Raw genomic sequence first — 26,570 nt, forward strand, 5'->3', positions numbered from 1 at the left:
GAAGGAAGTCGTAGCGGCGGCAGCCCGACCTTCAGCAGTTTTGATGCGGTTCGGCTGCCAAGGCATCAGGACGTTAGCTCTTCTGTGCTTCTTCACCATTGAGGCGGCGGGGTCGATGCTGACCCTCCTGGGCCGGCACCGACCCCTCAGGTGCGAATCGGTTAGGCCCGGACGCTTGTCTTGCTGCGGATCAGGTCCAAAGCCCGAACGAGGTATCCCTTGAAGACCGGGTAGTTCTCGCTCATCGGGAAGTGCCCGATGGCTTTCATCTCGATGAACTCTGCATCCGGGATCTGGCTCGCGGTGCGGGCTCCATCTTCAGGGGTCGTGAGGTAGTCGTACTCGCCGGTCATCAGAACCACCGCGCACTTATCGGTCTGGATTTCGCCCAGTTTCCCGCGCAGATCGTGGTCCACCGAGTAGAAGTACAGGTCGCCCTTGAAGGCCTCGGAACCCTGGGTGTAGTAGAACCACGTTTTCCAGCGGTCCGCCTCAGGCGATTGCGGGGCCATGAGGTCCCAGGTGCCGCTGCCGCACACCTGCGCGGCGTTGGCGTGGGGGTGCTGCCACCAGTCGAGGTAGAACCCCGGTGAGTAGTCCGCTCCCTCCACGGGGATGACGGCGTCGAACCTCTCCGGGAAGCGGTGGGCGAGCTGCAGCGCTATGTTGCCGCCGAAGGAGGATCCCATGAAGATGGGGTCAACCAGTTCCAGTGCATCCACGAGGGCGACGATGAAGTTGGCGTAGTGGTCCGCGCTGAGCTGGTACTCCTCGGTCCACCACTGGGTGTTTTCCGGCGGGTCTGATTTGCCGTGGCGGGGGAGGTCGTAGGCGATGACGCGGTAGTTGGCGGTAATCTCCGGGTCCTCCAGCAGGCCGCGCCATTGGTGGTTGTGGGCTCCTGCGGTGTGCTGGCAGACGAGGGGCTGGCCCTGGCCGTTTTCGAGGTAGAAAACCTTGTATTCGAGGCCGTCCACGTCGACGGTGACGTAGTGGCCGGTGACGGAGGAAATTTTGCTCATGTCAGGAACTCCTATGGTCTAGACGGGTGCGCCGGTGGAGCGCAGCAGTTCGATCTGGCGGGTGATGCAGCGAAGGTTCTGCATCAGGACCAGGACGTCGCCCTCCAGTTTCATGTCGCGCTGGAAAGTGGCGGCCCAGATGCCGTGGTACATGGGAGCCGGGACCGGCTTGCCAAATTCACCCCAGGTGTGGGCGCTGGCCCGGATGGCGAACTGGTAGGGCACGTCGATGGGTCCCGGGTCCACGGAAATCTGGGCGATGGTGCCCGACTCCACCCGGACAACAAAGGTGTGCGCCTCCATGTCCAGCAGGTAGGAGCACGTGAAGTACTTGCCGTGGGCCTGAATTTCCGGGTCCTGATTGTTGGCCTCAGTGAAGCTCTGAACCCAGGCTGCTACAGAAGGGGCACGTGTTGCGACCGTCATTTCGTTGTTCCTCTCGTTGGTCTGGCGGAGGGTAGGGCTTCTCTGTCCGAGCCTCTAAAGCGGGTCTCTGGAGTGCCTTTGCGGCTGTCTCCGTTTGCAACCCTTCGCTGTTTCCATTGCAGTCCCCGTTGCCCCGAACGGTCCAATACCTGTCCCCTATCCACCGATAGCCTGAAACTATTGGACCCCGATCGTGGCCGAGCTTAGAGTTGAACGATGCAGCAGCCACAGCTTGACCTGCGCGTCCTGCAGTACTTCGTCGCCGTCGCGGAAGAGCTGCATTTCGGGCGAGCCGCTGCCCGGCTTCACATCGCCCAGCCATCCCTTAGCGTCCAAATACGGAAGTTTGAACACTCTTTGGGCACTCCCCTGCTGATACGGACCAGCCGGAGCGTCTCCCTGACGAGCGCGGGAGATGTTCTGCTGGGTGAAGCAAAACGCCTTATATCCGCTGCGCAGCGCGCCGTTTCGTTGACGCGCGAGGCTGCCAACGGCGTGAGGGGCACCCTGATAGTCGGCTTTCAGGCCAACGCGGCAGCTGAACTGACGCCACGGATCCTTGCCGCCTTCAAGAACAACCATCCGGAAATCCACGTCCAGATGAGGTCCTTCGATTTCGCAGACCCTACCGCCGGGCTTGCCGACGGAAGCGCTGACGTGGCATTTGTGCGGCCTCCGCTGCCGGCGGCTGACTGGCTCGCCATGGAGACCCTCTTCATTGAGCCACGGGTCCTTGTAGTTGCCAGCAGTTCCCGCTTTGCCGGACTGTCCGAGGTCTCGGTGGAACAAGTCGTCGATGAGCCCTTCGTCGCCCGCAAGGCTCCGGATAAATGGCGGGATTTCTGGCTCGCAACCCAGGCCCGCGGCGGGGCGCCGGTCCGTCTGGGCACTCAGGTAGCCACCGTCGACGAGTGTTTCGAAGCCATCATGGGTGAGCGGGGAATTGCGTTCACTCAAGCCTCCACCCAGCGTTTCTATGACCGTCCGGGACTGTCGTTCATCCCGGTCAGAGACGTCCCGCCCTCTCCGCTGTCGATTGCCTGGCGCACTGACGTCAACGACGAGCTGGCACGCGAGTTCGTCGAGACCGCCCGGACCCTGGCCTCCTTCGGAGGCGTCCCGAACCTCGTCGACTCCCGTCGGGCTGCCTCGCTATCCTCTTCACTCCGGGCCCATTAGCGCCGCTGACGGGCGCAGTGCAGTCAAGAAGTGCCGCCGATATCGTCTCTGTGTACTGGTTGCCCGCCAAGGCATCGGTTGAGGGGCTCCCTGACATTGACCGCAACGCCGGGCAGGCGGATGGCCTTGTGGTTCTGCCCTGCCGCCAACGATCACCTGGGCGACCTTGCCGGCCCGGACTGTGGTCGCGGAAGTTGCGCTTGAGGAGCCGGTTTCCCTGGTTCTTTGCCCGCGCTCGGCGCCGTTAACACCGATCGCCGGGTCCGCGCTGCCGTCGCCGACCTCGGCTGGGCGATGCACCGCCACTTCGATCCCGGGGATGACGCCGGGGAACTCGGTCCGCCAGCAAGCCGTGGTCGAACTGGTGTGGAATAGCCTAGATGCCGAGGCACACGACGTTGCCGTCAACCTCTTGCGGAATGATGGGGGCGTGGTTGGTGTCACCGTCGAGGACAGCCAAAATGCTTACAGAAGAGACCGGCGGCGATGTCGAGATCGCCGCCGTCCGTGAGTCGATAGCATCGCGGTTTAAATCCTCGTGACCGTGACGTCCTTGTGGACCTTCGAAGCCGTCCGCACGGACCCACGACGCTGCGTATCATGAGCCGCCAGCGGCACCTTATTGTTCGTCGTCGCCCACATGGGCGACAAGATCGTGGTCGCCGCCAAGCAACGGACATTTCACGTTCACCTGCCCCCACAGATAGCCGCTACAGCGCTGTCATACTTGATGGTGGACGGTGTGGATACTCGTTGGCCCAGCCGCTCCTTTAGCCGGCTCCCCTTTTGTGGGCCGGACCAGCGACGACACCAGCGGGGGAACGGATGTTGAGGACCTGGGGGCCGTCATGGTCCGGGAAGCTTGTCACTGGTTCCGGCAGTTGGGAGCTGGTCGTTGTTGATGATGTTCTGACGGTCCACGAAGACGGGACGTCATTTCGTGTCGGTCTGGAGGCACTGACTTCGCCGATAGTGCTGCCGGGCTTGTTGTGGTCCAGCGTTGTAGTGCCGTACGAGGGGCGGTGCATTCTGCTGCGGGGTATCCCTTCCCGATCCGCCCGGGAACTGGGGCGGGCCGTTGACCTGATGCTGAGGGTGGCGGCTCTCAAGGCTTCATTTGACCGGAGGATCGCTAGCGTTCAAGTCTGGGCGGCAGGGTTCTTCAATGCAGCCCTGCCCTCTGCGGCTGGGCGGCGATGGCTGAGCCGGGACTTTCGGCTGCGGTGGGAAGGACTGAAACCTGGAAACGGGTTCGGGGATCTCCTGCGCGAACCGCTCCTGGCCGACCACATAGCCGCTCTGGACAATACTGTCCAGGAAGCAATCCGGTTATGGAGCGCGGACCTTGGCCAGTACATTGCTGGGTTGAACGCGGATTATATGAAGTCCGAGTTGGCATCCTGTGCTGACTTGTTTGACAGGGTTGAGCATTCACCGTTGACCCTGGAGCAGGCCCGCGCCGTGATCTGTTTCGATAACAGGGTGCAGGTCATAGCCTCGGCCGGTTCCGGGAAGACCTCCACCATGGTCGCCAAAACCGCGTACGCCTTGCACCGTAACCTCGTCCCGGCGGAAAAGATCCTGCTGCTGGCTTTCAACAAGGACGCGGCCGAGGAACTCCAACAGCGCGTCAAGGACCGTCTGCATCCGCTCGGACTCGACGGTGAGCAGGTTGCCGCCCGCACCTTCCACGCGTTCGGGCTGGAGGTCATTGGTCAGGCCACCGGCCGGAAACCTGCCCTGGCCCCGTGGCTGGACAGTGGACAGGACAATGATCATTTGATGCGCTTGGTTGACGGGCTCAGGGATACCGCTCCCCGGTTCCGGACGTGGTGGGACCTTTTCCGTATCGTGTTCGGCAGTGACCTGCCCGAATTCGGGCAGGAACAGGAGAACCCCGAAGACTGGGACACCGCCACGAAGGCTTCGGGATTTCGGACCCTGCAAGGCGAAGTCGTCAAAAGCCAGGGCGAACGGATGATTGCTGACTGGCTGTTCTACAACGGGGTCAAGTACCGGTACGAAGCACGGTACGATCACGACACCACCGATGCTGAACATCGCCAGTACTGCCCCGATTTCTACTACCCCGACGTTGACCTTTACCACGAGCATTTCGCTCTGGATGCAAACGGGCGCCCGCCCCGCACCGGGTTCGAAGGGTACCTCGAGGGGGTCAAATGGAAACGAGCAACCCACCAGCGGTACGGGACAACCCTGCTGGAGACCAGCATGGCAGGAATCTGGGACGGAACCGCGTTCAGCTACCTGGAAAAGGAACTCACCAGCCGCGGCATCGCCCTGGACCCCAACCCCGACAGGGCCGTTCCCCGGCGCCCGGTGATCGAGAACGCGGACCTGGTACGGACGTTTCGGACCTTCCTGATCCACGCGAAAAGCAACCGGCTCGATGACGCGGCGCTCCGGGACAGTCTCCAATCCCGGCCCGGGCTCAGGAACCGGTTCCGGCATTCGATCTTCCTGACCCTGTTCGAGGCGATCCGCAACAGATGGGAGCAGGAACTCGCTGCGGAGAACTACATCGATTTCGAGGACATGCTCAACCTCGCCGCGGACCATATCGAAGCCGGCTGGTGGACCAGCGGATACGAACTGGTCATGGTCGATGAAATGCAGGACGCCAGCCACGCCAGGGCCCGGCTCGTGCGGGCCCTGGTCAATCAGTCCGACAGGTACCTGTTCGCGGTCGGGGACGACTGGCAAAGCATCAACAGGTTCGCCGGCGCGGACCTGTCCGTCATGACGGACTTCCACCGCTGGTTCGGCCCCGGTCAGACCCTGCGCCTGGAACGAACGTTCCGGTCCCCGCAAACCCTCTGCGACATCTCCAGTGACTTCATCCAGAAAAACCCCCGACAACTGCCCAAGAAGGTCAAATCCCTGACCCCGGAAACCGGGACTCCGGTCAGCATCGTCGCGGTGAGCGACGCGAACCGGTTCGCTAACAACGGCGATAGGTTCGCCGGAGCCGTGACCACCTATCTGGACCAACTGAATCGTGAGGTAGGTGCCGGAACCGGAGGAATAGTCCAGGTCCGTATCCTCGCCCGGTACCGTCACCTGCTCCAGAGCATCCCCCGCGGCTACGGAAACGGGTGGGAGCACCTGAAAATCCAGATCGGGACCGTCCACGGCGCAAAAGGCCTCGAAGCTGATGACATCGTGGTTCTGGGAATGACCCAAGGCAGATACGGATTTCCCAGCACCATCACCGATGATCCCGTGCTCGAACTTGCGATGCCCCACGGCGACGTTTGTCCCTTGGCCGAGGAAGGGCGCCTCTTCTACGTCACCCTGACCCGGGCCAAACGATCCGTGCTGCTCCTAACCGTCGAGCACCAGGAATCCGCCTTCATCAAGGAACTGATCAGGGATCACGGCCTCACCGTGCAAAACCCCAACGGACAAACCATGCACACGGTCATCTGCCCCACATGCGGCAACGGATTCACGACCCAACGCTCCGGCAAATACGGCACCTTCTACGGCTGTAGCGAATACCCCGCCTGCACAGGAACCATGAACACCACGACCTATGCCGAAACCACCAACACCTCCCCCAGCACGAACAAGCTGAGAGTTCCACAGGCAGGGCCGGAATCTTCAAGGTGAAATGAAGGGACTGTGGAGTTAACGGCATATCCGACTCGACACGCAGAATGGCAAGCCTGGTGGCAAGGAGCCCGATATGGCCGCAACACCTGAGGCCACCCGTTAGCCAATGACGGGCAGCGCCGGGCTTCCACTCATGGGTTGATGGACAACCAGCGCTCCGGGGCAGTCCGTGTCTCGGCGATCAGCGCGTCCTGCGCGGTGGATTTCCCGGCCCCCCGGCAAGGACGATGGCTTTGCGGTTCCGGAGCACTTCCGGATGCGCTGCGACGACGGCTGCAAGGATCTCGTTGTGCAGACTGCGTCGTTCGTGGCGCGGTTGCTGCCGTTTCACGTTGAACGATCCCGGATTCTGGGTTGTAGCGTACCGGGAATGGGCCGTCAGCGGTCGGCCATCAGCGCACAGGCGTTCCAGATGGGCACGGTGCGCGGCGGCCTGATCGTCGGTAGTCACGCTCTACAGCGTAGTCACGGCACGTCGGGAGCGTCTTCGGCCGCGTCCAGGATGATGTCGTAAGCGTCACCGTCGATCAGACCCTTGTCGAAAGCTTCCCCCACTTCTTCGAATGTTCCGGGAGGGTCCGGGGGAAGGATCGCCTTCCACTCCATGGACACCTGTTCAGTGTGATCCGGGGCTTTCACATAGGGCCACGCGGAGAGCTGGCGGATCATCTCGTTGCGGTCAATGTCCCCGGAGACGTAACGCTCCGCGATTTCGTAGGGGCTGGCTCCGCTGAACCCTTCCGGAATCGCCTTCACGCCCCTGGATTCAGCTTTCGTCAGCGCCTGGCTGATCGCGGACTGCGTGATGTGCAGGGCTTTGGCTATGTCGCGCTGCGGCAATCCTTGCTGCACCGCTTCCCGTAAGGCCCGCAAATAGTCCAGACGGCCCAGATCCTCTCGGGCCAACGCGCGGCGTGCCAGATCGATTGCGTGGTCGGCGCTGGTGATCGTCATCTCGGCCCCCTATATTAGTAAGCTTATCAGCCCCGGCCGATTGGTTATGCGGCGGCTCGTTAGGTTGAAGTCCGGGCGGCCTCGGCTCAGTGCTGCTATCTGCGGATCTCATCGCACAATTCGTCGTGCTAAGCCAGGAAACGGTCTCGCACCTTGAAAATTCGGTTACCTCGCCCTCGACGCCTTCTACGCTCGCGCCGCATCTGCGTCCATCTAAGCCGCAACGCAAAGCGGTTAACAATCCTCATCCCTCGACCCGCTGAAGGAGCATGTGCATCATTTGAACATCCGCATCATGCACACCTCTGGCACCCAAGGCTCGAGCCGTGAGCATCGGCTCACGGGCTGTCATGTAGCAGGCGGGCTCGTCGTTGATGAACCGACGTGAATGGGAAGACTTGCGGTGAATGTGGTCAAGACTTCGAACAGTCTCTCACCTCCCAGCGATTCTGCTCTACGAGCTGCAGCGACGGGCAGCGAAACCGCCGACGGCGGACACGGAGACGGCCATGACCATGTCCATCGCCCGGCTCTCCGCGCTGTCGGGTCTGAGGTACCTGTTCAAGACCACGATGATGGATGATTTGTCGCCGACTCCTCCGGACGCGACAAGCTACTACATGAAGGCCGGGACACCGCAGGGGCGCTGGCTCGGTAGCGGCCTGGGCGGCATCACCCGAGCCTGCGGCGACCCAGTCACCGAAACCGATGCCAAAGCCATCTTCGACGAAACTGTCCATCCGGACACCGGCGCTCCCCTGGGCCGACCCCACGGCCAACCCACACTCGTCCAAAACAGCCAGGGACAGGCCGGCACGCGGCGCGCGGTCGCCGGTTTCGACCTGACCTTCAGCGTTCCCAAGTCGGTGTCCGTGCTCTGGGCGCTAAGCCCCAGGTCAGTCCAGGACCAGATCCTGCAGACCCACCACGACGCCGTCACCGCCGCACTGAACTGGCTCGAGGAATCGGCCATCCACACCCGGGGCGGGCGCAACGGCGTCGCGCGTATCGGCACCCACGGCGCCATCGCCGCCGCCTTCGACCACTGGGAGTCACGTTCAGGGGACCCGCAACTGCACACGCATCTGGTCATCGCCAACCGCGTCCAGCGGATCACCGACGGCGCCTGGGTCACCCTCGACTCAAGGACGCTCTACAAGGCTGCGGTTGCCGCCAGTGAGCACTATAACGGACTGCTCTTCGACTCCCTCCACTGCCGCCTCGGGACCGACATCGACATCCGGGGACCCGCAGCCAGCACCCATAACCCCAGCCCGCAGCTTACCGGGATCCACGACACATTGATCCGCGAATTCTCCCACCGCTCCCGCCTCATCGATCAAGAAACCGACCGCCTCGTAGCCGCATGGACCGAGGCCCACGGCAAACCCCCAACAGCGACAACCACCATCAAGCTCCGCCAGCAGGCAACTCTCTCCACACGAACCCCCAAAGCCGAAACCATCGCGCCCCTGCACCAACTCTCCGTACAGTGGCGGGCACGCGCTGAAGCCACGGGCTTCGACCCCCGACTCGTGCTGGCCAACACCGTCCGGAGGTCGCGGACTGCCCCTTTCCGCTCGTCAGACTTCACCGCCGACTGGGTGGACGCCGTCGCGTCGCTCACCCGGGAGCGGGTCGCCACCAAGCGCGCCACCTGGAACCGCTGGAACCTCCTCGCCGAGACCGAACGGGTCTGCGTCGCGATCCGCTGCCACACACCGGAGGACCGCAACGCCTTGATCGACGCGGTCACCACCGCTGCCGAAGCCCAATCGCTGCCCCTAAACGACTACCGGTACAGCGTCCCAGCGGACGCGCAGCCCGATCTCCGGCTCGGCAAGCGGAGCGTCTTCGACTTCCACGGTTCCCGTCTCTACACCGACACCACGACCCTCGCCTGCGAGGAGACCGTCATGGAAGCAAGGAACGACGACGGCGGCCCCGCCGTCCGGCCAATGGTCGCCATGGATGAACTCGCCGGCTACCAGCACCACGGCAAATTCGGGCTGCACGACGACCAGCGGGCCGCCGCTGCAGAGATCCTGCTAAGCGGGAACCGGCTCGACGCCGTCGTCGGACCGGCAGGCACCGGCAAGACCACCACCCTCGGCGCAATCAAGACCTCCTGGGAAGCAGAGTTTGGTCCCGGCAGCGTAGTCGGATTGGCGCCCGCGGCGGCGAGCGCCGAGGTTCTCGGGCGGGAACTGTCCATGGTCGCGGAGAATGTCGCGAAGTGGCTGTACGAGTCCGCCGGCGAGGGGGCCAGTCGCCGGGCTGGGCGGTTCTTCGATGCAGAGCGGCGGCTCACCAATCCTGTGGCTAAGTCAAGGCCGCAGACCGCCCTGCTCGCACAGAAAGCCGCTTGGCTCGCCGCCGAGCAGGACCGGTGGCGGTTCCATCAGAACCAGCTGGTAGTCGTCGACGAGGCCTCAATGGTGTCCACTCTTCAGCTGTCGGCCCTGGTGCACCAGGCCAGGGATGCCGGGGCGAAGGTCCTGTTGGTGGGCGATCCCGGGCAGCTCGACGCGATCGACGCCGGCGGTGTCCTGGGTTGGCTGGACCGCCAGGGCAAGACCGCCCGGTTGAGCACCATCTGGCGCTTCGAGAATGTCTGGGAACGGGATGCCTCGTTGAAGCTCCGCGCCGGGGACGTCGCAGCCATCAGCGACTACGAGCAGCATCAACGGATCCGGCATGGAACCTATCTGGACATGGTCGGTCAGGCATATCGGCAGTGGCAGTCCGACATCCTGGCCGGAAGGTCGTCCATCCTTATTGCCGCCGACAACGACACCGTCGGCATGCTCAACGAACGAGCCCGGGCGGACCGCGTGATCCAGGGTGTTGTGGACGCCGAACAGACAGCACTCCTGGCGGACACGCTGTGTGCCGGCCGCGGTGACACTGTCATCGCGCGCCGCAACGACCGCACCGTTGCCGACAGCAACGGTGACTTCATCCGCAACGGCGCCCTGCTCGACGTCGTGCGTGTCGGCAGGCGCGACGGCTCCCTGGTGGCGGTCCGGAGGGACACCGGCGCCATCGTCACGCTGCACCGCGAGTATGTCGAGTCGGCCGTGGAGTTGGGATACGCGACCACGGCCCACCGCTCCGAAGGAATCACGGTCGACACCGGCCACACCGTCGTCATCCAGGAACGTCTCACACGCGAGCTTCTCTACGTCAGCATGACGCGCGGACGCGGCGGCAATTATGCGTACGTCAGCGAAAACGACCCCACCGGCCACGAACCGCTGGACCCCTCCTTGCAACCGCAATGGCAGGAGATCCTCGCCGAAGTGCTCGCGGCAGAAGGCGCCGAACGGACTGCTCACGAAGTCCGCGACGCCGAACGGTCAAGCGCCGACACGTTCGACCAGCTCAGCGCGGAATACGACTACCTCGCCCAGATCGCAGCCGCCGAAGATCTGACAAGGTTCATCAAGGCGCGCACTCCGGAGATTGCTGAGGTGTTGCAACAATCCCCCTCGTGGGGCGCGGCCGTCGCAGCCTGGCGCCGAGCGACCGCGGCCAGCCGGCCCGGGGCTCAGCGGATTGTCACTGCCGCTTGGGAAACAAGCGGCGGTGCAAAGGACGTCGCAGCGGCTCTGCACGCCCGGCTCGTCGACTTCTCATCCCGCGTGCCAGCCGGCGATCGTGCCGTCCTCCCCGAACCACTTCATACCAACCGGCCCGACCTCGCTGACATGGTCACCCAAGTAACCCATAAGATCAGGCAGCGGGCCAAGCAAGTCGCGTCGGCCGCTTTGACGCAGGACACTGAATGGAAACGAAAACTCGTCGAAACGCTCCCGCCGAACGTGACCGCGACAGACACCGTCCGCCTGGTCGCCAGGGTTGCCATCTATAGGGACCGCTGGGGTATCGACGACTCACCCCTCCCTCTGGGGCCTGTACCGGCAGACCACGATTGGGAACAGTCATCGCAGTACGAACACCTCAAGCGCGTTACCGACCGGGCTTCGTCCCAAGCCAACCGGCAACAACAACCCGGCCCGTGGCTGGAAGATTCGATCTCCCAACAGATCAGCCCCATTACTGTCGGTTGGCAGCTCTGACATCAAGATCACGCTGCTCCTCCGCACGGTCATGCCGTCTGCACCTTTGTCCCCCATGAAGTTGGAACAGAGCCTGACAGTATGTCAGGTGACCAAGACCACGGAGACTCCAATGACGACGACGCCAAATCGCAACCAGCCCGTCGAGGTTGACCAACAGTGGCTCACCCCGAAGGAGATCTGCGCACAGCTACAGATCCCCGAACAGACCTTCTACCAGTGGCGAGCCAAGCACGTCGGGCCGCACGCATACCGCATCGGCAGGCACCTGCGAATCAGGCAAAGCGACTTCGTTGCCTGGCTGTCGCTGCACGCAGAGCCGTAACCGGCCCAAAACCTGCACGGGATAATGAGCAGGTACCCACTGCCCCTCGGAACATGGGGTCTCATCCGTACTGACCGGGCAACAGCAAGAAGCTGGCGTGCGCGGGCCAGATACCGGGACCTCGACGGGCAAACGCGGAAAATCGAAGCCCGCGGACCATCCGCCGCTGCGGCGCGGCGAAATCTCCAAATCAAACTGCAGAAAAGGCAGACCCAAGGCAACGCCCTCATCAGCGCAACAGATCAGATCCGCGACCTCTCAGAGGTCTACCTGGCAGAGCTGCAACGCTCGGACAAGGCATCGCGGACCAAAGACAAGTACGCGTTCACCCTCAAGAAGTACATTCTGCCTGGAATCGGCTCTGTCCGCATTGGAGAGACCACGCCAGGCGTCGTGGATCACTTCATTCGAAATGTTGTCGACGCGGCCGGCCCGGCTACGGCCCGCACTTGCGGGGCCGTGTTGTCGTCGATGTTCAAAATTGCGCTGCGCCACGACGCTGTGAGCATCAATCCGGTCCTAGGAATCTCTATCCCGAGAAGTCGGGCGGCAAAGCCTCAAGCTCTGGATCCGGAACAGTTTCTGGATCTGAGGACCAAGCTCATTGCTTGGGAACAGGGATCGGTGCTTGGTCGCACGAGGTCCCAGGAACTCCACCAAATCGCCGACGTCCTCATCACCACAGGCCTACGCCCAGGCGAACTGTTCGCACTGTCCTGGGCTGATGTCGACCTCGACGCAGACCCGCCGACCGTCCATGTCCACGCCACAGTCATCCGTACTTCCACCGGGGGTGTCACCATTCAAGACCACCCAAAATCCGAGCACGGATTCCGCTACGTGACCATACCGCCAAATCTCGCCGAGTCGCTTCGAAGGCGACAGCTCACGCAACGCAGCAACGCCACTGGGAATCCCTTGGACTTGGTCTTTCCCTCATCCACAGGAACGGTGTGCGATCCGAACAATGTCGGCAAGACCTGGCGCAAAGCGGCAGACGAAATCGGATACTCGTGGGTGACGTTCAAAACGTTCCGCAAGGCCAACGCGACTCTCATCGCACGGACCATGGGCGCCGAAACGGCCGCCTACCAGGCAGGGCACTCCAAGGTGTCAATGACCCGAAAGCACTACGTCGAGGAATACAAAGAAGCGATCGACACACGGGCCGTGCTCGGCGCCTTCGACGCAGCCAACGGGGGACCAAAAGCGCCTGGCAAAGCCGGCCTCCAAATCTGATTCAGGTGAGTTAAAGGTGAGTCCGGCGCCAAAAAGTTCAAATGGCTCTGACCAGAATCAACATACCCGCAGGTCAGAGCCAAACTAAGAGCCCCCTGTCGGATTCGAACCGACGACCCCCGCTTTACAAGAGCGGTGCTCTGGCCAACTGAGCTAAGGAGGCGCGCCCCGGCGGACCGGAGCTGGTTGCCCCGGCAAACCGGAGCTAGTGCGCACGAGCGCTAGATAAGGGTAGCCCAAGACCTCCCGCCCACGGAAATTCCGTGGGCTCCTGCCGGTCCGCCACCCGCCGTCGTACGACGGCGGGTGCCGGCGGGCGGCGGCACCGCCTCGCCGGGCCGCGCGTGCCGCCTTCCGCCAGGCGTCCGTGAAAGTCCCGGAACTACTTCTTCGCCGCGATAGCCGCGTTCAGGACGGTCATGAAGTCCGACTTGTTGTCCCACTGCTGGCCGTCGATGAAGACGGTGGGCGTGCCGGAGATCCCAATGTTCTTGGCCTCCTGGGTGACCACCTTGACGAACGGCCGGTAGGTCTTGTTGTCGATGCAAGAGTCGATGTTCGCCGATCCCGCCTGGGTGGCCAACTTCTTGAGGTCGTTGTCCGAAATGCCTGCACTGCCCTCGGCGGGCTGCTGAGCGTACAGCAGGTCCACGAGTGCGGAGTACTTATCCGGGGACGTGTTCGCCACGCACGCGGCGGCGTTGGCTGCGCGAGAGGAGTAGTTGGTGCTGGAGCTGGCGTCCAGGAAGCCGAACGGACGGTACTCCAAGGTGATCTTGCCGTCGTTGCGCAACTGGGTCAGCTGCTGGCTGTACGTGGTCTCGAAGTTCTTGCAAATGGGGCAGATGAAGTCGATGTAGGCCACAACCTTGACCGGTTTTCCAGCTTCAGCCTCGGCGCCGGGAGCGGTCACGGTGGCGGCCGCGGTGGCCGGGGCAGACGGCAGGGACGCAAGGCTAACGGTGCCGGCGGCCACCTTCGCCACATCGGTGCCCTTCAGGAGCGTCACGCCGCCGTGTACGTTGGCGTTCGCCGGCGTCGGGCCCTGATCGGCGATCGGGGCGTTGTTGGCAATGTTCTGGGTGACCACGAGGGCAATGACCGCGAGGATCGCCACGACGGCAACCACAATGCCCCATCCGATGAGCAACTTGTTGCGCTTGTCTTTCTTCTGCTGAGCTTCGCGGATCGCGCGGGCCTTTTCGCGGGCCTGGGCGGTGCGCTCTGCCTTGGACAGGCGTGGTTCGTTTGCGGGGCTCATCAGTTCCTCGTGATTGATCGACGGCGTTGGTTGTAGCAATGGCAACGGGGCCAGTTTACGGGAGAAGAGTGGCAGCTTTGCTGGGGTCTTCGACTCCAGTCTGAGGAACGAGCAAGTGTCCTTGATGATTCCCGCCGGTAGGGTGGGAGATGAGTCACAAGCAACTCCAAGGGGCAGCAATGCAAGAAACGGCAAGCGAAAAAATCGACGGCGCACCCGAAGGCAATGAGGCCCCAAGGGCCCGGAAACACGATTTCATGGTGGTCTCCAACCGCCTTCCAGTCGACCGGTACACGAGCGATGAAGGGGAAAACGGCGAGGAAGGTTGGCGCCGCTCTCCGGGCGGCCTGGTGACTGCCCTCGCGCCGATGATGACCAAGACCGACGGCGCGTGGGTGGGCTGGCACGGCGCCCCGGACGAAGCGTTGGAGCCCTTCAGCCACGGCGGCATGGACCTGATTCCCGTGGACCTCAGCACGGACGATGTTGAGCTCTATTACGAAGGCTTCTCCAACGCCACCCTCTGGCCGCTTTACCACGACGTCATTGCCCCTCCGGAGTTCCACCGAACGTGGTGGGACAGCTACCGCCGGGTCAACCGGCGGTTCGCCGACGCCGTTATCCAGCACGCGGACCACGGAGCCACTGTCTGGGTTCAGGACTACCAACTCCAGCTCGTGCCGAGCATCCTCCGCCAGGCACGCCCGGACCTGCGCATCGGTTTCTTCAACCACATCCCGTTCCCGCCGCCGGAGATCTTCGCCCAATTGCCGTGGCGCCAGGCCATCATCGAAGGCCTGCTCGGCGCTGATCTAGTGGGCTTCCAGCGTCCCAGTGACGCGGCGAACTTCATGCGCTCGGCACGCCGCTTCATCGGCGCAAGCGTCAAACAGCAACAGATCCACGTCAAGGGTCCGGATGGCCGGATCACCCATATTGCCCGAGCACAGGCCTTCCCGATCTCCATCGCCGTGGATCAGATCAGCGAACTCGCGGCGCGCCCGGACATCGTCGAGCGTGCCCGGCAGATCCGCCAGGACCTCGGCAACCCGAAAACGATCCTCCTGGGCGTGGACCGCCTGGATTACACCAAGGGCATCCCCCACCGCTTGAAGGCCTTCGAGGAACTCCTCCAGGAAGGCCGGCTCACCGTAGAGGACGCCACGCTGATCCAGGTGGCGAGCCCGAGCCGCGAGCGCGTGCGGCAGTACAGGCTCTTGCGTGAGGAAATTGAAGGCACCGTGGGCCACATCAACGGCAGCTACGACACGATGCAGAACACTGCCGTCCGCTACCTCCACCACAGCTACCCGATCGAGGAGATGGTGGCCCTGTACCTTGCGGCCGACGTCATGCTGGTGACGGCGTTGCGCGACGGCATGAACCTAGTGGCCAAGGAATATGTCACAGCCCGGACCAACAACACGGGTGCCTTGGTCCTCAGTGAGTTCACTGGCGCGGCCGATCAACTCAAGCAAGCACTCCTGATGAATCCGCACGACATCGACGGGCTCAAGAACACCATCATGAGGGCCGTGCACCTGCCTCCGAACGAATCCCGGCGCCGGATGAGGTCCATGCGCAAGCAAATCCTCGACCACGACGTCGATCATTGGTCCGCCGACTTCCTCTCGGCGCTGGCAGAGATCGTGGTGCGCGATGACTCCTGAGACAGCCGCCACTCCCCCGCTGAGCCTGCCGCCCGAACTGCTCGACGCCGTCCACAGGATCGCGGGCACCGACCACCTTCTGGTGGCCATGGACTTTGACGGCACCATCTCCCCGATCGTGGACCATGCCGACGCCGCGCGCCCGCTCCAGCGTTCAGCCGCCGCTTTCGCTGAACTCGCCAAACTTCCGAGGACGACGACGGCGCTCATCTCCGGGCGGGCACTGGACAGCCTCCGGGCGGTCGCCTCCCCGCCTGAGGCAACGCTGCTGATAGGCAGCCATGGCGCGGAGGCCTGGATGGGGCCCGGCTCGGCGGAGCTTCGGCTCGATGAAGCCCAAAGGGAGCTCCTCGCCGAGGTGCGCGAGGTCCTGGCCGGAATCTCGCAGGAAGCTCCGGGGACCGTCCTCGAGGACAAGCCCGCCGGCGTCGTACTCCACACCCGGCGTGCCGCCGATGACGTGGCGGAGGACGCTGTCGCGGCCGCGCGGGCGGTCCTTGAAGGCCGACCGGGGGTCTTCCTCAAGAACGGCAAACGGGTTCTCGAGACGTCCGTGGTGCATTCCTCCAAGGGCGAGGCCGTCGAGTTCCTGCGCCAAGCCACCTCCGCCACCGGAATCCTTTTTGCCGGCGACGACGTGACGGACGAGGACGCGATCGCCAGGCTCGGCGCCGGCGACGTCGGGGTGAAAGTCGGGCTGGATTTCACCCAGGCCGAGTTCCGCGTTGAGGCCCCCGTCCACGTCGCCGAGCTCCTGGAGGCGGTCCTTCGCGAGCGTCGCCGCGCAGTCTCGGGAGACTCATCTCACATGTGACGTTCGTAACATTTACGCGAATAACCCGGACTGCTGCCATACTCTTGGTTGTGATGTGGCGCACAACTACCGTGCGGCGTCACTCAGTCTCCCTTGCCCGGGCCCAGCCCAGGGCGGGGAGTCCAACTGAATAAACATGAACCATTCACAACGGATCGTCCGGCACGTACCTGCCGGTGAAGGGATTGATAACTGTGGCAACAGTTACTTTTGATAACGCTACGCGTCTGTACCCGGGCACAGATAAGCCCGCCGTCGATAAGCTCAACATCGACATCGCCGATGGCGAATTCCTGGTCCTCGTTGGACCCTCCGGTTGCGGTAAGTCCACCTCCCTGCGCATGCTCGCAGGCCTCGAGGATGTGAACTCCGGCCGCATTCTGATCGGCGACCGCGACGTCACGGACGTCCCGCCGAAGGACCGCGACATCGCAATGGTCTTCCAGAACTACGCTCTGTACCCGCACATGACTGTTGCGGACAACATGGGCTTCGCGCTCAAGATCGCCGGCGTCTCCAAGGAAGAGCGCGCAGAGCGTGTCCGCGAAGCAGCCAAGCTTCTTGACCTGGAGCAGTACCTGGACCGCAAGCCGAAGGCACTGTCCGGTGGCCAGCGCCAGCGCGTTGCCATGGGCCGCGCAATCGTCCGCAACCCGCAGGTCTTCCTCATGGATGAGCCCCTTTCCAACCTGGACGCCAAGCTCCGTGTCCAGACCCGCACCCAGATCGCATCCCTGACCCGCCGCCTCGGCGTCACCACGGTCTACGTGACCCACGACCAGGTCGAGGCCATGACCATGGGTGACCGCGTAGCCGTTCTCAAGGACGGCCTGCTGCAGCAGGTCGACACCCCGCGCAACCTGTACGACCGTCCGAAGAACGTGTTCGTTGCCGGCTTCATCGGCTCCCCCGCCATGAACCTGCTGGAACTGCCCGTCGTCGACGGCGGTGTCCAGTTCGGCGGCACGGTTTACCCCGTCCAGCACGACGTCCTCGAGGACGCCACCGGCAAGACGGTCACGCTCGGTTCCCGCCCTGAAGACCTCGAGACGGCACCCGCTGGCGAAGGCCTCCAGGTTGAGGTCGACGTCGTCGAAGAGCTCGGCGCAGACGCCTACGTCTACGGCCACACCACGCTTGACGGCAAGAGCCACGACATCGTGGCACGCGTCGACGGCCGCCGTCCTCCGATGAAGGGCGAGTCCATCTGGGTACGTCCGCAGTCGGGCCACGTGCACCTGTTCGACACCAAGACGGGCCTGCGCCTGGGCGACTAATCCCCACCGGCACCCTAATATCGAACCGACGGCGGCCCTTCCGAGTGGACGGGCCGCCGTCGTCGTTAACAACGGCCTCCATACGGAAGAATTGACCCTATGACCGAGCAAAGCGGTGCCAAGTGGCATGACGAACCCACCGACTACGCGCAGATCGGCAAACTCCCGCGCACCGAGGCTGCCAGCGCCAATGACACGGCACCACCGGCAAGCGTCAGCGGATCCCTCAATATCACCGCCGCGGCGGCGGATCCCGAGCTCCTGGACCTGCCGTGGCACATCGCGCTCGAAGACTGGCCTGCGGCAAACCTGGCCGCCCTGCCCCGCGGTATTTCCCGGCACATTGTGCGTTTCGCGCACCTCGCCGGCTCTGTCATCGCCATCAAGGAAACGTCCGAGCACGTTGCCCGGCACGAATACCACATGCTCCGCAAGCTGGCACGGATGGATGTGCCTTGCGTCGAGCCGGTTGCGGTCATCACCGGCCGTACCACCCCTGACGGCAAGCCGCTGAACCCCGTGCTGGTCACCCGGCACCTCAAGTTCTCCATGCCATACCGGGCACTCTTCTCCCAGATGCTGCGCCGGGACACCCTGACAAGGCTCATCGACGCCCAGGCGCTGCTTCTGGTGCGCCTGCACCTGATCGGTTTCTATTGGGGCGACGTCTCGTTGTCCAACACCTTGTTCCGCCGCGACGCAGGCGCCTTCGCCGCGTACCTCGTGGACGCCGAAACCGGCGAACTGTATCCCGACCTGTCTGTGGGCCAGCGCGAGTACGACCTCGAGATCGCCCGCGTCAACATCGCCGGGGAACTCATGGACCTGCTCGAAGGCGGCCTCATCGAGGAGAAGGTAGACCCTGTGGCGACGTCGGAGCTCATCATGGACTCATACCGCCGTCTTTGGGCCGAACTCACCGAAAAGGAGTCGTTCGAGCTCGGCGAACGCTGGCGAGTGGGAGCGCGCATCCGCCGCCTCAACGAACTCGGCTTCGATGTCGAGGAATACGCCATCAAGACCACTGCGGACGGCTCCACCATCCAGCTTCAGCCCAAGGTCGTCGACGCCGGCCACCACCAGCGGCGGCTGCTCCGCCTCACTGGCCTGGATGCCCAGGAGAACCAGGCCCGCCGGTTGCTCAATGACATGGATTCATTCCGGGCGGACAACAACCCGGACATGGATGAAGAAATCAGTGCCCACACCTGGGTCAGCCAGATCTTCGAGCCCATCGTCCGGTCCATCCCGCGCGATCTCGCGGGCAAGCTTGAGCCGGCGGAAGTGGTCCACGAAGTGCTCGAACACCGCTGGTACATGAGCCAGAAGCAGGACAGCCACATCCCCTTGGCGGAAGCCGTGCAGTCCTACTTGGATACCATCCTGCGCCACCGTCGTGACGAGGCTGCCATCATGCTCAATCCGGACACGGCGCTGCTCAAGATCCTTGAAGTTGAAACCGAGGAGTCGCGGTACGACCAAGACGAATACCCGGATGCGGACGACTAGCGAGGGGGTTCAGGGCCCCAGCGTCTCCGCGAGTCCCTTAAGCACCGGTTCGCGCCCGAGCTCGATGTGGGAGTACGCCAGCGTGTAGGCGAGATCGGCCTTGCCGCCGAGGATGGCGTTGCACAGTTCCATGTGCTCGTCGCGCTGGAGTTCGTTGCTGCGGTTGTGGGCGAGCCCGAAGATCCAGCGCATGCGCCCAAACAGCGGTTTGACCGATTCGATGAGCAGCCGGTTGCCGGACAGCCGGACGATTTCGGCGTGGAACGCCGCACTGAGGCGTACGACGTCGTCGGTCCGGTCGTCGTCGATCGCTTGCCTCGTGTCGTCGAGGAGTTCCTGCAAGCGACCACCCGGTTCGCCCGCCGCGACGCGGACGGCCGCCATCCGGGCTGCGAACGTTTCCAGGCAGAGCCGGACGTCGAAGAGTTCATTGACGTCGGTGAGCGTCAATTTGCGCACCACGGCGCCCCGGCGGGGGAAGGTCTCCACGAAACCATCCTGCTCAAGGCGTTGGATGGCTTCCCGCACAGGGATTCGCGAAACGTTGTAAAGCTCGGAGAGCTCCCGCTCACGCAGCCGCACCCCCTGCTCGTATCTCCCCGCCACGATTCCTTCGAGAACCAGCTGGTAGACCTGTTCGGCCCGGGCTTCGTCGTCGCGGCCAGTCAGCGTTTCGGGCATCGGCTTCGGCCACCTTCCCTTCCCATCGTCTTGCAGTCCACCCGAGCATACACGGGGCGGAAACATAGCTGCCTGGTATTCCAGATGGTGCAATATTTGTGATTTACATCCCCTGGAACGTGTTCTACTCTATTTTTGGTATACAAAAAGCCCGGAGCTTACTCCTTGGATCATGAATCGAGCACCCCCGTTGACCCAGCTACAGTCCACCGTCGAAGCTACGGCTGCGAGTCCATCACCCAGCACGTCCCCGAATAGACCCACGGCCGAGGCGCGGTCGCTCCTGGCCACGGCCTGGTTGCGGTTCCGCCGGAGCAAGATTGCCTTGGTGAGCCTCTGCGAGCGCGAGTTCGTCGAGACTGCGCGGTCATTGGGTGCCTCGCACTTGAGCGTGCTGTTCCGGCAGATCATTCCCAACGTCCTGGGAGTCGTGTTGGTCTCCGCCACCATGCTTATTCCCACGAATATTTCCGCAGAAGCCGCGTTGCCCTTCCTCGGGCTCGGCAAGATCGTGGAACAAGGGCCCGGGGAGGAATTGTTCCGTGATCCCCGGCATCCCTACACGCAAGCGCTCTTGTCCGCGGTGCCCTTGCAGGATCCCCGGGCTGCCCGCCAGCAGCAACGCTGCATCAGCGAAATCCCCCTACCAGCCAGCTCTTCTGCCCCGGCCTGCCATCACGCAGGTCTGGAATCCGCAGCCATAGCTGGTGTGCAATAGATCCAACATCGAAGGAGCAATACATTGAACACCCTGATTCGCGCCGTCCGCCCCTGGGGACAAGCATTGAGCGATGTCATGATCACGGACGGCAAGATCAGCGGCGTCGAACCCCACGCTGCGGCGCGGGCCGTCCCAGGCGACACAACCGTCGTCGAGGCCCGTGGGCGCCTTCTCGTGCCGTCGTTCTCGGACGTCCATGTGCACCTGGACTCCACCCGCATCGGCTTGCCGTTCCGCGAACACACAGGCGGTCCGGGCGTGTGGACCATGATGATGAACGATCGGCAGAACTGGCGCAACGCCGAGGTTCCGCTGCAGGAACGGGTCAACAACACCCTCGGCCGGATGATCGCGCGCGGAACCACGCGCGTCCGCTCCTATGCCCAGATCGACGTCGATTGCCGCCTCGAGCGTTTCGATGCCGTGATGGCCGCCAAGGAGCAGTTCAAGGGCCAGGCCGACGTCGACATCATCGCGTTCCCGCAGGCCGGGCTTCTCCTTGAGGACGGCACCGTACCCCTCATGGACCAGGCACTCAAAGCCGGCGCCAATGTCATGGGAGGCATCGATCCGTGCAGCCTCGACCGCGACCCCGCCCGGCATCTGGACATCGTCTTCGGACTGGCCGAAAAGTACCAGGTCCCCATTGATATCCACCTCCACGAGCCCGGCGAGCTAGGTGTCTTCAGCACTGACCTGGTGATCGAGCGCACCCGCGCCCTGGGCATGCAGGGCAAGGTCACCATGTCCCACGCCTACCAGCTGGGCAGCGTCTCCGAGGCCACCACGCGCCGCCTCATCGACGAGTTCGCCGAGCTGGACATCTCCATGGCGTCCGTGGCGCCGGGCGCCGCCGGTGTGACAGGCCAGCTGCCCATTCCGCTGCTCGCCGAAGCCGGAGTCCGGATGGGCTTGGGCGAGGACGGCCAGCGCGACTACTGGTCCCCCTACGGCAACACGGACATGCTCGACCGCACCTGGCAGCTCGCTTTCACCCACGGCTTCCGCAAGGACGAGCTCATCGAGCACTGCCTCGCGATCGCCACCGTAGGCGGCGCCAGCATCCTTGACCCGTCCGCCACCCGCCTGAAGGGCACGGCACACCGCCCGGGCGTCGAGGTCGGCGATCCCGCCGAACTCCTGCTGCTCGACGGCGAAACCGTCGCCTCCGCCGTCATGGACCGCGGCACCGACCGCACCGTGATCCACCGCGGCAAGGTCGTGGCAGAGCAGCTCGAGCTCATCTAATTCCGCGCCCAACTGGCTCGCATTTGTTGTCGTTATGCGGGCTCATAACGACAACTACTGCGAGTCAGTTGGGCCGGGTGGGAGGCCAGAGCGTGGTTTGGTTTGCGCCCTGCCTCAGTGGCTAGCGCCCGACGGCGGCCGGCTCGCCAAGGTGCTCCGCCTCGGCGGCTGCCACTGACACCGCGCGCCCGCGCACCGCGAGGAAACCGGCAACTGCGAGCAGCACCGCTTCCGCCGCCAAGGCCCAAAAGGAAGCGTCCCAGCCGCCGGACCACTCATGCAGGAATCCCGCGCCCAAAGGCCCCAGGGAGGCCAATGCGAAGCCCAAGCCCTGGCTCATGGCGGACAGGCTGCCTGCGCTCTCTGGCCCTGCCGAGCGGATGACTACCAACGCCATTCCCAGCCCGAACCCGGCGCTCTGGACGATCCCCAACAGGCCCACCATGAGGAATTGCAAAGCTACGGGCGCCGTCAGGACTCCTATCAAAGCCGCAGCGACGAGCAGTCCCAGGCCGGGCGCCATAACCTTCAGGACCGCGCGACGGCCCGCGAGAACGGGGGCCAGCAGGCTCGCGGGCAGCCCTGCGACGCTGATCCAGGCCAGGAGCCCCGCCGCGTCGGCCGCGGTCTGGCCCTTCGACACCAGGAACACCGCGAGCCACGAGGTCACGGCGAAATACAGCATGGCTTGCAGCCCGAAGAAAGCGGTCACGGCCCAGGCCGTCGGCTGCTTCCGCAGCGGAATGGTGCCGCGTTCGCTCGTGGCGCCGCCCGCCGTCGTCGTCTCCTGTAGGGTCGTCGTCTCCTGTAGGCCAGCGCCCGACGCCGCTCCGCCGGTCCCGTCCGGGCGTCCGGCTGTGTGACCCGCACGTTGGATCAACGCGGCCCCCAGCAAGGCGGGAACGGCCCAGACGGCCAGTGCCCCGGCGAGGTTTCCCCCGAGCGCTTGCTGCAGCGGCTGGACGAGTCCTGCGCCAAGCGCCGCGCCCAGCCCGAAGCCCATGGTGCACAGCCCCGTCCACCACCCGGTACCGCGGTTGGCCTTGACGATCTGCGGCACAAGCACGCTTGCGGTCATGATGGACGCTCCCGCGAGGAACGTTCCGGGCAGCAACAGTCCGGGCACGAGTACGCGGACAAGCAGCGCGGCGGCAAGTACCAGGAGCGCCGCCGCCACGGCCCTGCCGGTGCCCAGGCGGCGGGCCAGCCAGGGACCGCAGGGAGCCGAGACCCCGAAAGCAAGCACAGGCAGGGCTCCAAGCAACGGCAGCAAATGCGCGTCGAGCCCGAATCCTGCCTGCAGCTGCCCCATGGTGCCGGCGATCGTCGTAATGGCCGGACGAAGGTTGATGGAGACAAGCGCCAGTGCAACGAGTAGCCAGGCGGTCTTTCGAGCGGCGCTTGCGGAAGTACCGCGGCGCGGCGGGTGTGCTTGTCCCATTGATTGTCTCCCTGAAACCTTTTTTGGTATACCAAACAAGATTAGGGGCATTGGGAAGCAAAGTAAACTGGCGGAAAATTGGGATCCGACGTGATGCGATAACCTCGTGGTCAGATTTGGAATACCAACCGGCTAGATAGCCTTGCCGGGGTTGAAGAGTCCGGCTGGATCGAAAAGCTCCTTGATGCGGTGCTGCAACTCGCGGACGGGCCCGGGCTGCTCAAGGCCGAGCCAGCGCAGCTTGTACTGCCCCACCCCGTGCTCGCCCGTGATGGTTCCGCCCATCTCCAGCGCGGCATCGATGGAGTCGTCCAGGGCCTTGTTGAGGCGGGACATGGCATCGGCGTCCACTTCCATGTCCACACGGTCCACCCAGAAGGTGGGGTGCAGGTTGCCGTCACCGGCATGGGCCACCACCTTGAGCCGGACATCGTGGGTGACGGCCATGGCCTCGAGCGCGGCCACGTAGTCGACAAGCCGCGACCTCGGAACCGCGACGTCCTCGCCTACCCGGTACTCGTTATCCACCTCATCGCCCCGACTCGAGCGCCGCATGTCGATGAGGCGCTCGGCTTCCGCATTCGATTCCGCCGTCACCGTCGCGCCCCCGGCAGCGAGCACTTCCCGCACCAGCGCCGCCTCGGCAGCAGCCCCGAAACCGTCGGTCTGGATCAACAGCAGCGCCTGCCCGCGTTCTCCGAGGTCCGAACCGTACAGTTCGTCGAGCTGGGCCAGCGTACCCGCGTCGAGCATTTCCATGATGGCGGGCTGAACTCGCGCCTTTCCGACCGCAAGGACCCCTGCAGCGGCACCGCGGAAGTCCGGATAGAACGCCGCCATCGTCTGTACCTCGCGGGGCAGGTAGCGCAGGCGCACCGTCACGCCCACCACGATGCCCAGGGTGCCCTCGGAGCCCACAAACAGTGCCGTGAGATCGTATCCGGCCACGCCTTTGAACGTCTGGTGTCCTGTGTGGATGAGCGAGCCATCGGCCAGGACGACGTCGAGCGCCAGCACCGAGTCCCTGGTCACGCCGTATTTGGCGCAGCGCAAGCCGCCGGCGTTCGTGGCTACGTTGCCGCCGATCGTGGACATTTTGTAGCTCGCGGGGTCCGGCGCGTACATTAGGCCGTATTCGGCCGCGGCGGCGTTGAGGTCTGCGTTCACCACGCCAGGTTCGACGACGGCGGTCTCATCGTCCGCGTTGAGCTTCAGGATGCGGTTCATGCGTTCCAGGCTGAGCACGATGCACCCCTGGCTGGCATGGGCGCCGCCGGAAACTCCGGTGCCGGCGCCGCGGGCGACAATCGGAACCCCGTGCTTGGCGCAACTGCGCACCACGTGCTGCACGTCTTCAACGGATTCGGCGAAGACCACTGCAAGAGGCAGCTGCAAGTCCACGACTGGTCCGAGGTCCGCCGCATAGCCCGTTCGCGTGTGTTCGTCGACGGCGACTTGCCCCGGAGTGAGGGCGGCCCCCAGCTCATCGACGAACGCGCCAGGGCTTGTGCTTTGGCGGATCGGCCCGGAGGGCTGAGTCCGGCGGGCCATGACAATTTCCATCCTGGCTTTGTCCTGCGGATAGGGCCGGCTTGCGCCGGTGTATTCAAATCCGTGCCGCTCGTAGAACGCCCTGGCGCGCGCGTTATCCTCGTGGACACCCAGTTCGATCACGCCGGCTCCAAGCTCGGCGCCTGCTACGGCGCAAGCCTCATCAAGCAACTGGTCAGCCAGGCCGAGGCCACGGTGTTCAGGTGCGACGTACACGCTGATCAGCATGGCTTGCAGCGTCCCGGAATGGTCCTGTGGCTGCTTGATGACCACGCGCATGAGGCCATTGATCCGGCTGCCGTCCACACCGTCATCCGCCACGAGGGTAATGCTCGAGTCGCCCGACATCGTGGCTGCCCGCTCTTGCCATTGAGTGTCGGTCTGGCGCCGAGCGGCTGCCAGGCTCTCCACGTAGGCCATCGGTGTGTCCGACAGCATTTCCAACCGGACGTCGCGAAGCAACCGCCAGTCGGCCGCTTGGAGACGACGGATTCTATTCACTTCCGCCGCCCATGAATCGGACATAGCGCTCGAGAACTCCGGGCCAGTCAGCCGCGTAGTCCGCCCGTGTTTGCGCGGGGTGTTCGGCGCCCTCCCAGCCGTCGTGCACAAGGCGGACCTCCGTACCTCCGTCAACCGCACGGAAGGCAACGCGAAGCTCGGTGGACCACATCGCGGTGCTCCCCGGATACCAGCTCGCATGGAAGGACAAAGGCGGCTGCCAGTCGTCAATCGTGCCCCATATCGAGGTGCGTCCATCGTCAGCAGTCTCCAGGATCAAATTCTCCTCGAACTCAACGTGCGAGCCTGCCCCGTAGACGCTGTGGTCCTCCATCGGCCACCAGAGATGCGGGTGATCGGTAAAGCCCATGAAGGCATGTGCCACCGGAGAAGGCACGACGACCGTGCATACTACGGGGTCCAGCTCGCCGGATGGCTCAGGCTGCGGTTCGGCGTCCGGCGCGAGGTGACTAAAGAGGCTCTCCATGTGCACCAACTTTACCGCCCGGCGAAGCGCCCGGCTCCGGCCCCAACCCCGCTCCCCTCAAACGCCGGCTCACTTATGCCCGCTCCTGGCCGGACGCCCGCTCACATATGACCGGGTCCTGGCCGGACGCCGGCTCACATATAGCCGGTTTCGGCGGGACGCCCGCTCACGTCTGGTGGGCGGCGGGTGGAGGCCGGCGGGCCGGTGCGGCTCGTAGGTGAGCCGGGGTCCGCCCGGAACCGTTGATATGTGAGCCGGGGTCCGCCCGGAACGGTTGATATGTGAGCCGGGGTGTGGGATTTCCGGCTCATATGTGAGCCGGGGTCCGCCTGGAACCGTTGATATGTGAGCCGGGGTCCGCCTGGAACCGTTGATAGGTGAGCCGGGGTTTCGGGGTGGGGGCCGGGGCGGGTGCGGTTCGTGTGTTGTTAAATGGGTCAGGCCCCGACGTGTGTGTCGGGGCCTGGCCGTGAATGGTTGTCCGGCGGTGTCCTACTCTCCCACACCCTCCCGGGTGCAGTACCATCGGCGCTGTGGGTCTTAGCT

21 protein-coding genes, 1 tRNA gene and 1 pseudogene are annotated in these 26,570 nt (G+C 64.0%); 12 read left to right on the forward strand and 11 right to left on the reverse strand.

The window, feature by feature from the left end:
- Nucleotides 1-161: 161 nt before the first annotated feature.
- Nucleotides 162-1,022: an alpha/beta hydrolase gene (locus AB0323_RS10655; RefSeq protein WP_366177290.1), complete on the reverse strand. Its 861-nt coding sequence runs from the start codon at nucleotides 1,020-1,022 to the stop codon at nucleotides 162-164.
- 18 nt (nucleotides 1,023-1,040) lie between these two features.
- Nucleotides 1,041-1,448 carry a hypothetical protein gene (locus tag AB0323_RS10660; protein WP_366177291.1) on the reverse strand — a complete coding sequence of 136 codons (408 nt, stop codon included), beginning with the start codon at nucleotides 1,446-1,448 and terminating at the stop codon, nucleotides 1,041-1,043.
- A 216-nt stretch (nucleotides 1,449-1,664) separates the two neighbouring features.
- Between AB0323_RS10660 and AB0323_RS10665 the strand changes: the two genes are divergently transcribed.
- From AB0323_RS10665 to AB0323_RS10675, 3 genes are all read left to right on the forward strand, one after another.
- Nucleotides 1,665-2,627, forward strand: a complete 963-nt coding sequence (locus AB0323_RS10665) for a LysR family transcriptional regulator (protein WP_366177292.1) — start codon at nucleotides 1,665-1,667, stop codon at nucleotides 2,625-2,627.
- Nucleotides 2,628-2,946: 319 nt separating this feature from the next.
- Nucleotides 2,947-3,138, forward strand: coding sequence for an ATP-binding protein (locus AB0323_RS10670; protein ID WP_366177293.1), 192 nt, complete (start codon nucleotides 2,947-2,949; stop codon nucleotides 3,136-3,138).
- A 926-nt stretch (nucleotides 3,139-4,064) separates the two neighbouring features.
- On the forward strand, nucleotides 4,065-6,260 hold the full coding sequence (locus tag AB0323_RS10675) for a UvrD-helicase domain-containing protein (protein WP_366177294.1): 2,196 nt from the start codon (nucleotides 4,065-4,067) through the stop codon (nucleotides 6,258-6,260).
- Nucleotides 6,261-6,444: 184 nt separating this feature from the next.
- On the opposite strand, the gene AB0323_RS10680 is transcribed toward AB0323_RS10675, so the two are convergent.
- On the reverse strand, nucleotides 6,445-6,714 hold the full coding sequence (locus tag AB0323_RS10680; RefSeq protein ID WP_366177295.1) for a hypothetical protein: 270 nt from the start codon (nucleotides 6,712-6,714) through the stop codon (nucleotides 6,445-6,447).
- A gap of 14 nt (nucleotides 6,715-6,728) precedes the next feature.
- A complete protein-coding gene (locus AB0323_RS10685; protein ID WP_366177296.1) occupies nucleotides 6,729-7,217 on the reverse strand; it encodes a helix-turn-helix domain-containing protein in 489 nt (162 codons plus the stop codon).
- Nucleotides 7,218-7,726: 509 nt separating this feature from the next.
- Here AB0323_RS10685 and mobF point away from each other — a divergent pair.
- From mobF to AB0323_RS10700, 3 genes are all read left to right on the forward strand, one after another.
- Nucleotides 7,727-11,299 (forward strand): MobF family relaxase, encoded by a 3,573-nt coding sequence (mobF, locus tag AB0323_RS10690; protein ID WP_366177297.1) that lies wholly within the window; start codon nucleotides 7,727-7,729, stop codon nucleotides 11,297-11,299.
- 112 nt (nucleotides 11,300-11,411) lie between these two features.
- The gene (locus AB0323_RS10695) at nucleotides 11,412-11,624 is read left to right on the forward strand and encodes a helix-turn-helix domain-containing protein (RefSeq protein WP_269998578.1); all 213 of its coding nucleotides are present in this window, start codon (nucleotides 11,412-11,414) and stop codon (nucleotides 11,622-11,624) included.
- A 24-nt stretch (nucleotides 11,625-11,648) separates the two neighbouring features.
- Entirely contained in the window at nucleotides 11,649-12,863 is a 1,215-nt protein-coding gene (locus AB0323_RS10700) for a tyrosine-type recombinase/integrase (RefSeq protein ID WP_366177298.1), read from the forward strand.
- An 89-nt stretch (nucleotides 12,864-12,952) separates the two neighbouring features.
- Here the strand turns inward: AB0323_RS10700 and AB0323_RS10705 are convergent.
- Both AB0323_RS10705 and AB0323_RS10710 read right to left on the reverse strand, forming a co-directional pair.
- A tRNA-Thr gene (locus tag AB0323_RS10705) sits at nucleotides 12,953-13,026 on the reverse strand.
- A gap of 219 nt (nucleotides 13,027-13,245) precedes the next feature.
- Nucleotides 13,246-14,124, reverse strand: coding sequence for a thioredoxin domain-containing protein (locus AB0323_RS10710; RefSeq protein WP_366177299.1), 879 nt, complete (start codon nucleotides 14,122-14,124; stop codon nucleotides 13,246-13,248).
- 179 nt (nucleotides 14,125-14,303) lie between these two features.
- Here AB0323_RS10710 and AB0323_RS10715 point away from each other — a divergent pair, with 179 nt between their 5' ends.
- From AB0323_RS10715 to AB0323_RS10730, 4 genes are all read left to right on the forward strand, one after another.
- The gene (locus AB0323_RS10715; protein ID WP_366177300.1) at nucleotides 14,304-15,794 is read left to right on the forward strand and encodes a trehalose-6-phosphate synthase; all 1,491 of its coding nucleotides are present in this window, start codon (nucleotides 14,304-14,306) and stop codon (nucleotides 15,792-15,794) included.
- Nucleotides 15,784-16,608 carry a trehalose-phosphatase gene (gene otsB / locus AB0323_RS10720; RefSeq protein ID WP_366177301.1) on the forward strand — a complete coding sequence of 275 codons (825 nt, stop codon included), beginning with the start codon at nucleotides 15,784-15,786 and terminating at the stop codon, nucleotides 16,606-16,608. The genes AB0323_RS10715 and otsB overlap by 11 nt, the downstream gene beginning before the upstream one ends.
- Nucleotides 16,609-16,802: 194 nt before the next feature.
- Nucleotides 16,803-17,885 (forward strand): sn-glycerol-3-phosphate ABC transporter ATP-binding protein UgpC, encoded by a 1,083-nt coding sequence (ugpC, locus tag AB0323_RS10725; RefSeq protein ID WP_364542787.1) that lies wholly within the window; start codon nucleotides 16,803-16,805, stop codon nucleotides 17,883-17,885.
- A 99-nt stretch (nucleotides 17,886-17,984) separates the two neighbouring features.
- Nucleotides 17,985-19,394, forward strand: a complete 1,410-nt coding sequence (locus AB0323_RS10730) for a DUF4032 domain-containing protein (RefSeq protein WP_366177302.1) — start codon at nucleotides 17,985-17,987, stop codon at nucleotides 19,392-19,394.
- A 9-nt stretch (nucleotides 19,395-19,403) separates the two neighbouring features.
- Here AB0323_RS10730 and AB0323_RS10735 read toward each other — a convergent pair whose 3' ends face one another.
- Nucleotides 19,404-20,075: a GntR family transcriptional regulator gene (locus AB0323_RS10735; RefSeq protein WP_366177303.1), complete on the reverse strand. Its 672-nt coding sequence runs from the start codon at nucleotides 20,073-20,075 to the stop codon at nucleotides 19,404-19,406.
- A 172-nt stretch (nucleotides 20,076-20,247) separates the two neighbouring features.
- Between AB0323_RS10735 and AB0323_RS10740 the strand changes: the two genes are divergently transcribed.
- Nucleotides 20,248-20,793, forward strand: a complete 546-nt coding sequence (locus tag AB0323_RS10740) for an oligopeptide/dipeptide ABC transporter ATP-binding protein (RefSeq protein ID WP_366177304.1) — start codon at nucleotides 20,248-20,250, stop codon at nucleotides 20,791-20,793.
- 24 nt (nucleotides 20,794-20,817) lie between these two features.
- Nucleotides 20,818-22,044, forward strand: coding sequence for an amidohydrolase family protein (locus AB0323_RS10745; RefSeq protein WP_366177305.1), 1,227 nt, complete (start codon nucleotides 20,818-20,820; stop codon nucleotides 22,042-22,044).
- 121 nt (nucleotides 22,045-22,165) lie between these two features.
- Here AB0323_RS10745 and AB0323_RS10750 read toward each other — a convergent pair whose 3' ends face one another.
- From AB0323_RS10750 to AB0323_RS10765, 4 genes and pseudogenes are all read right to left on the reverse strand, one after another.
- Nucleotides 22,166-23,485: an MFS transporter gene (locus AB0323_RS10750; protein ID WP_366177306.1), complete on the reverse strand. Its 1,320-nt coding sequence runs from the start codon at nucleotides 23,483-23,485 to the stop codon at nucleotides 22,166-22,168.
- Nucleotides 23,486-23,617: 132 nt separating this feature from the next.
- The gene (locus AB0323_RS10755) at nucleotides 23,618-25,036 is read right to left on the reverse strand and encodes an FAD-linked oxidase C-terminal domain-containing protein (protein WP_366177311.1); all 1,419 of its coding nucleotides are present in this window, start codon (nucleotides 25,034-25,036) and stop codon (nucleotides 23,618-23,620) included.
- A 54-nt stretch (nucleotides 25,037-25,090) separates the two neighbouring features.
- Nucleotides 25,091-25,561: pseudogene (locus tag AB0323_RS10760) on the reverse strand (N-acetyltransferase); the annotation flags it as partial.
- On the reverse strand, nucleotides 25,530-26,024 hold the full coding sequence (locus AB0323_RS10765; protein WP_366177307.1) for a hypothetical protein: 495 nt from the start codon (nucleotides 26,022-26,024) through the stop codon (nucleotides 25,530-25,532). The pseudogene AB0323_RS10760 and the gene AB0323_RS10765, both read right to left, overlap by 32 nt.
- Nucleotides 26,025-26,570 lie beyond the last annotated feature (546 nt).

Source organism: Arthrobacter sp. NPDC080031, from assembly GCF_040702485.1.
Lineage (GTDB): Bacteria > Actinomycetota > Actinomycetes > Actinomycetales > Micrococcaceae > Arthrobacter.

Coding starts and splice junctions, on each gene's coding strand:
- AB0323_RS10655 (WP_366177290.1), bottom strand. CDS start 1,022: ATGAGCAAAATTTCCTCCGTCACCGGCCACTACGTCACCGTCGACGTG.
- AB0323_RS10660 (WP_366177291.1), bottom strand. CDS start 1,448: ATGACGGTCGCAACACGTGCCCCTTCTGTAGCAGCCTGGGTTCAGAGC.
- AB0323_RS10665 (WP_366177292.1), top strand. CDS start 1,665: ATGCAGCAGCCACAGCTTGACCTGCGCGTCCTGCAGTACTTCGTCGCC.
- AB0323_RS10670 (WP_366177293.1), top strand. CDS start 2,947: ATGACGCCGGGGAACTCGGTCCGCCAGCAAGCCGTGGTCGAACTGGTG.
- AB0323_RS10685 (WP_366177296.1), bottom strand. CDS start 7,217: ATGACGATCACCAGCGCCGACCACGCAATCGATCTGGCACGCCGCGCG.
- mobF (WP_366177297.1), top strand. CDS start 7,727: ATGACCATGTCCATCGCCCGGCTCTCCGCGCTGTCGGGTCTGAGGTAC.
- AB0323_RS10695 (WP_269998578.1), top strand. CDS start 11,412: ATGACGACGACGCCAAATCGCAACCAGCCCGTCGAGGTTGACCAACAG.
- AB0323_RS10700 (WP_366177298.1), top strand. CDS start 11,649: ATGAGCAGGTACCCACTGCCCCTCGGAACATGGGGTCTCATCCGTACT.
- AB0323_RS10710 (WP_366177299.1), bottom strand. CDS start 14,124: ATGAGCCCCGCAAACGAACCACGCCTGTCCAAGGCAGAGCGCACCGCC.
- AB0323_RS10715 (WP_366177300.1), top strand. CDS start 14,304: ATGCAAGAAACGGCAAGCGAAAAAATCGACGGCGCACCCGAAGGCAAT.
- otsB (WP_366177301.1), top strand. CDS start 15,784: ATGACTCCTGAGACAGCCGCCACTCCCCCGCTGAGCCTGCCGCCCGAA.
- AB0323_RS10730 (WP_366177302.1), top strand. CDS start 17,985: ATGACCGAGCAAAGCGGTGCCAAGTGGCATGACGAACCCACCGACTAC.
- AB0323_RS10735 (WP_366177303.1), bottom strand. CDS start 20,075: ATGCCCGAAACGCTGACTGGCCGCGACGACGAAGCCCGGGCCGAACAG.
- AB0323_RS10740 (WP_366177304.1), top strand. CDS start 20,248: ATGAATCGAGCACCCCCGTTGACCCAGCTACAGTCCACCGTCGAAGCT.
- AB0323_RS10750 (WP_366177306.1), bottom strand. CDS start 23,485: ATGGGACAAGCACACCCGCCGCGCCGCGGTACTTCCGCAAGCGCCGCT.
- AB0323_RS10755 (WP_366177311.1), bottom strand. CDS start 25,036: ATGGCCCGCCGGACTCAGCCCTCCGGGCCGATCCGCCAAAGCACAAGC.
- AB0323_RS10765 (WP_366177307.1), bottom strand. CDS start 26,024: ATGGAGAGCCTCTTTAGTCACCTCGCGCCGGACGCCGAACCGCAGCCT.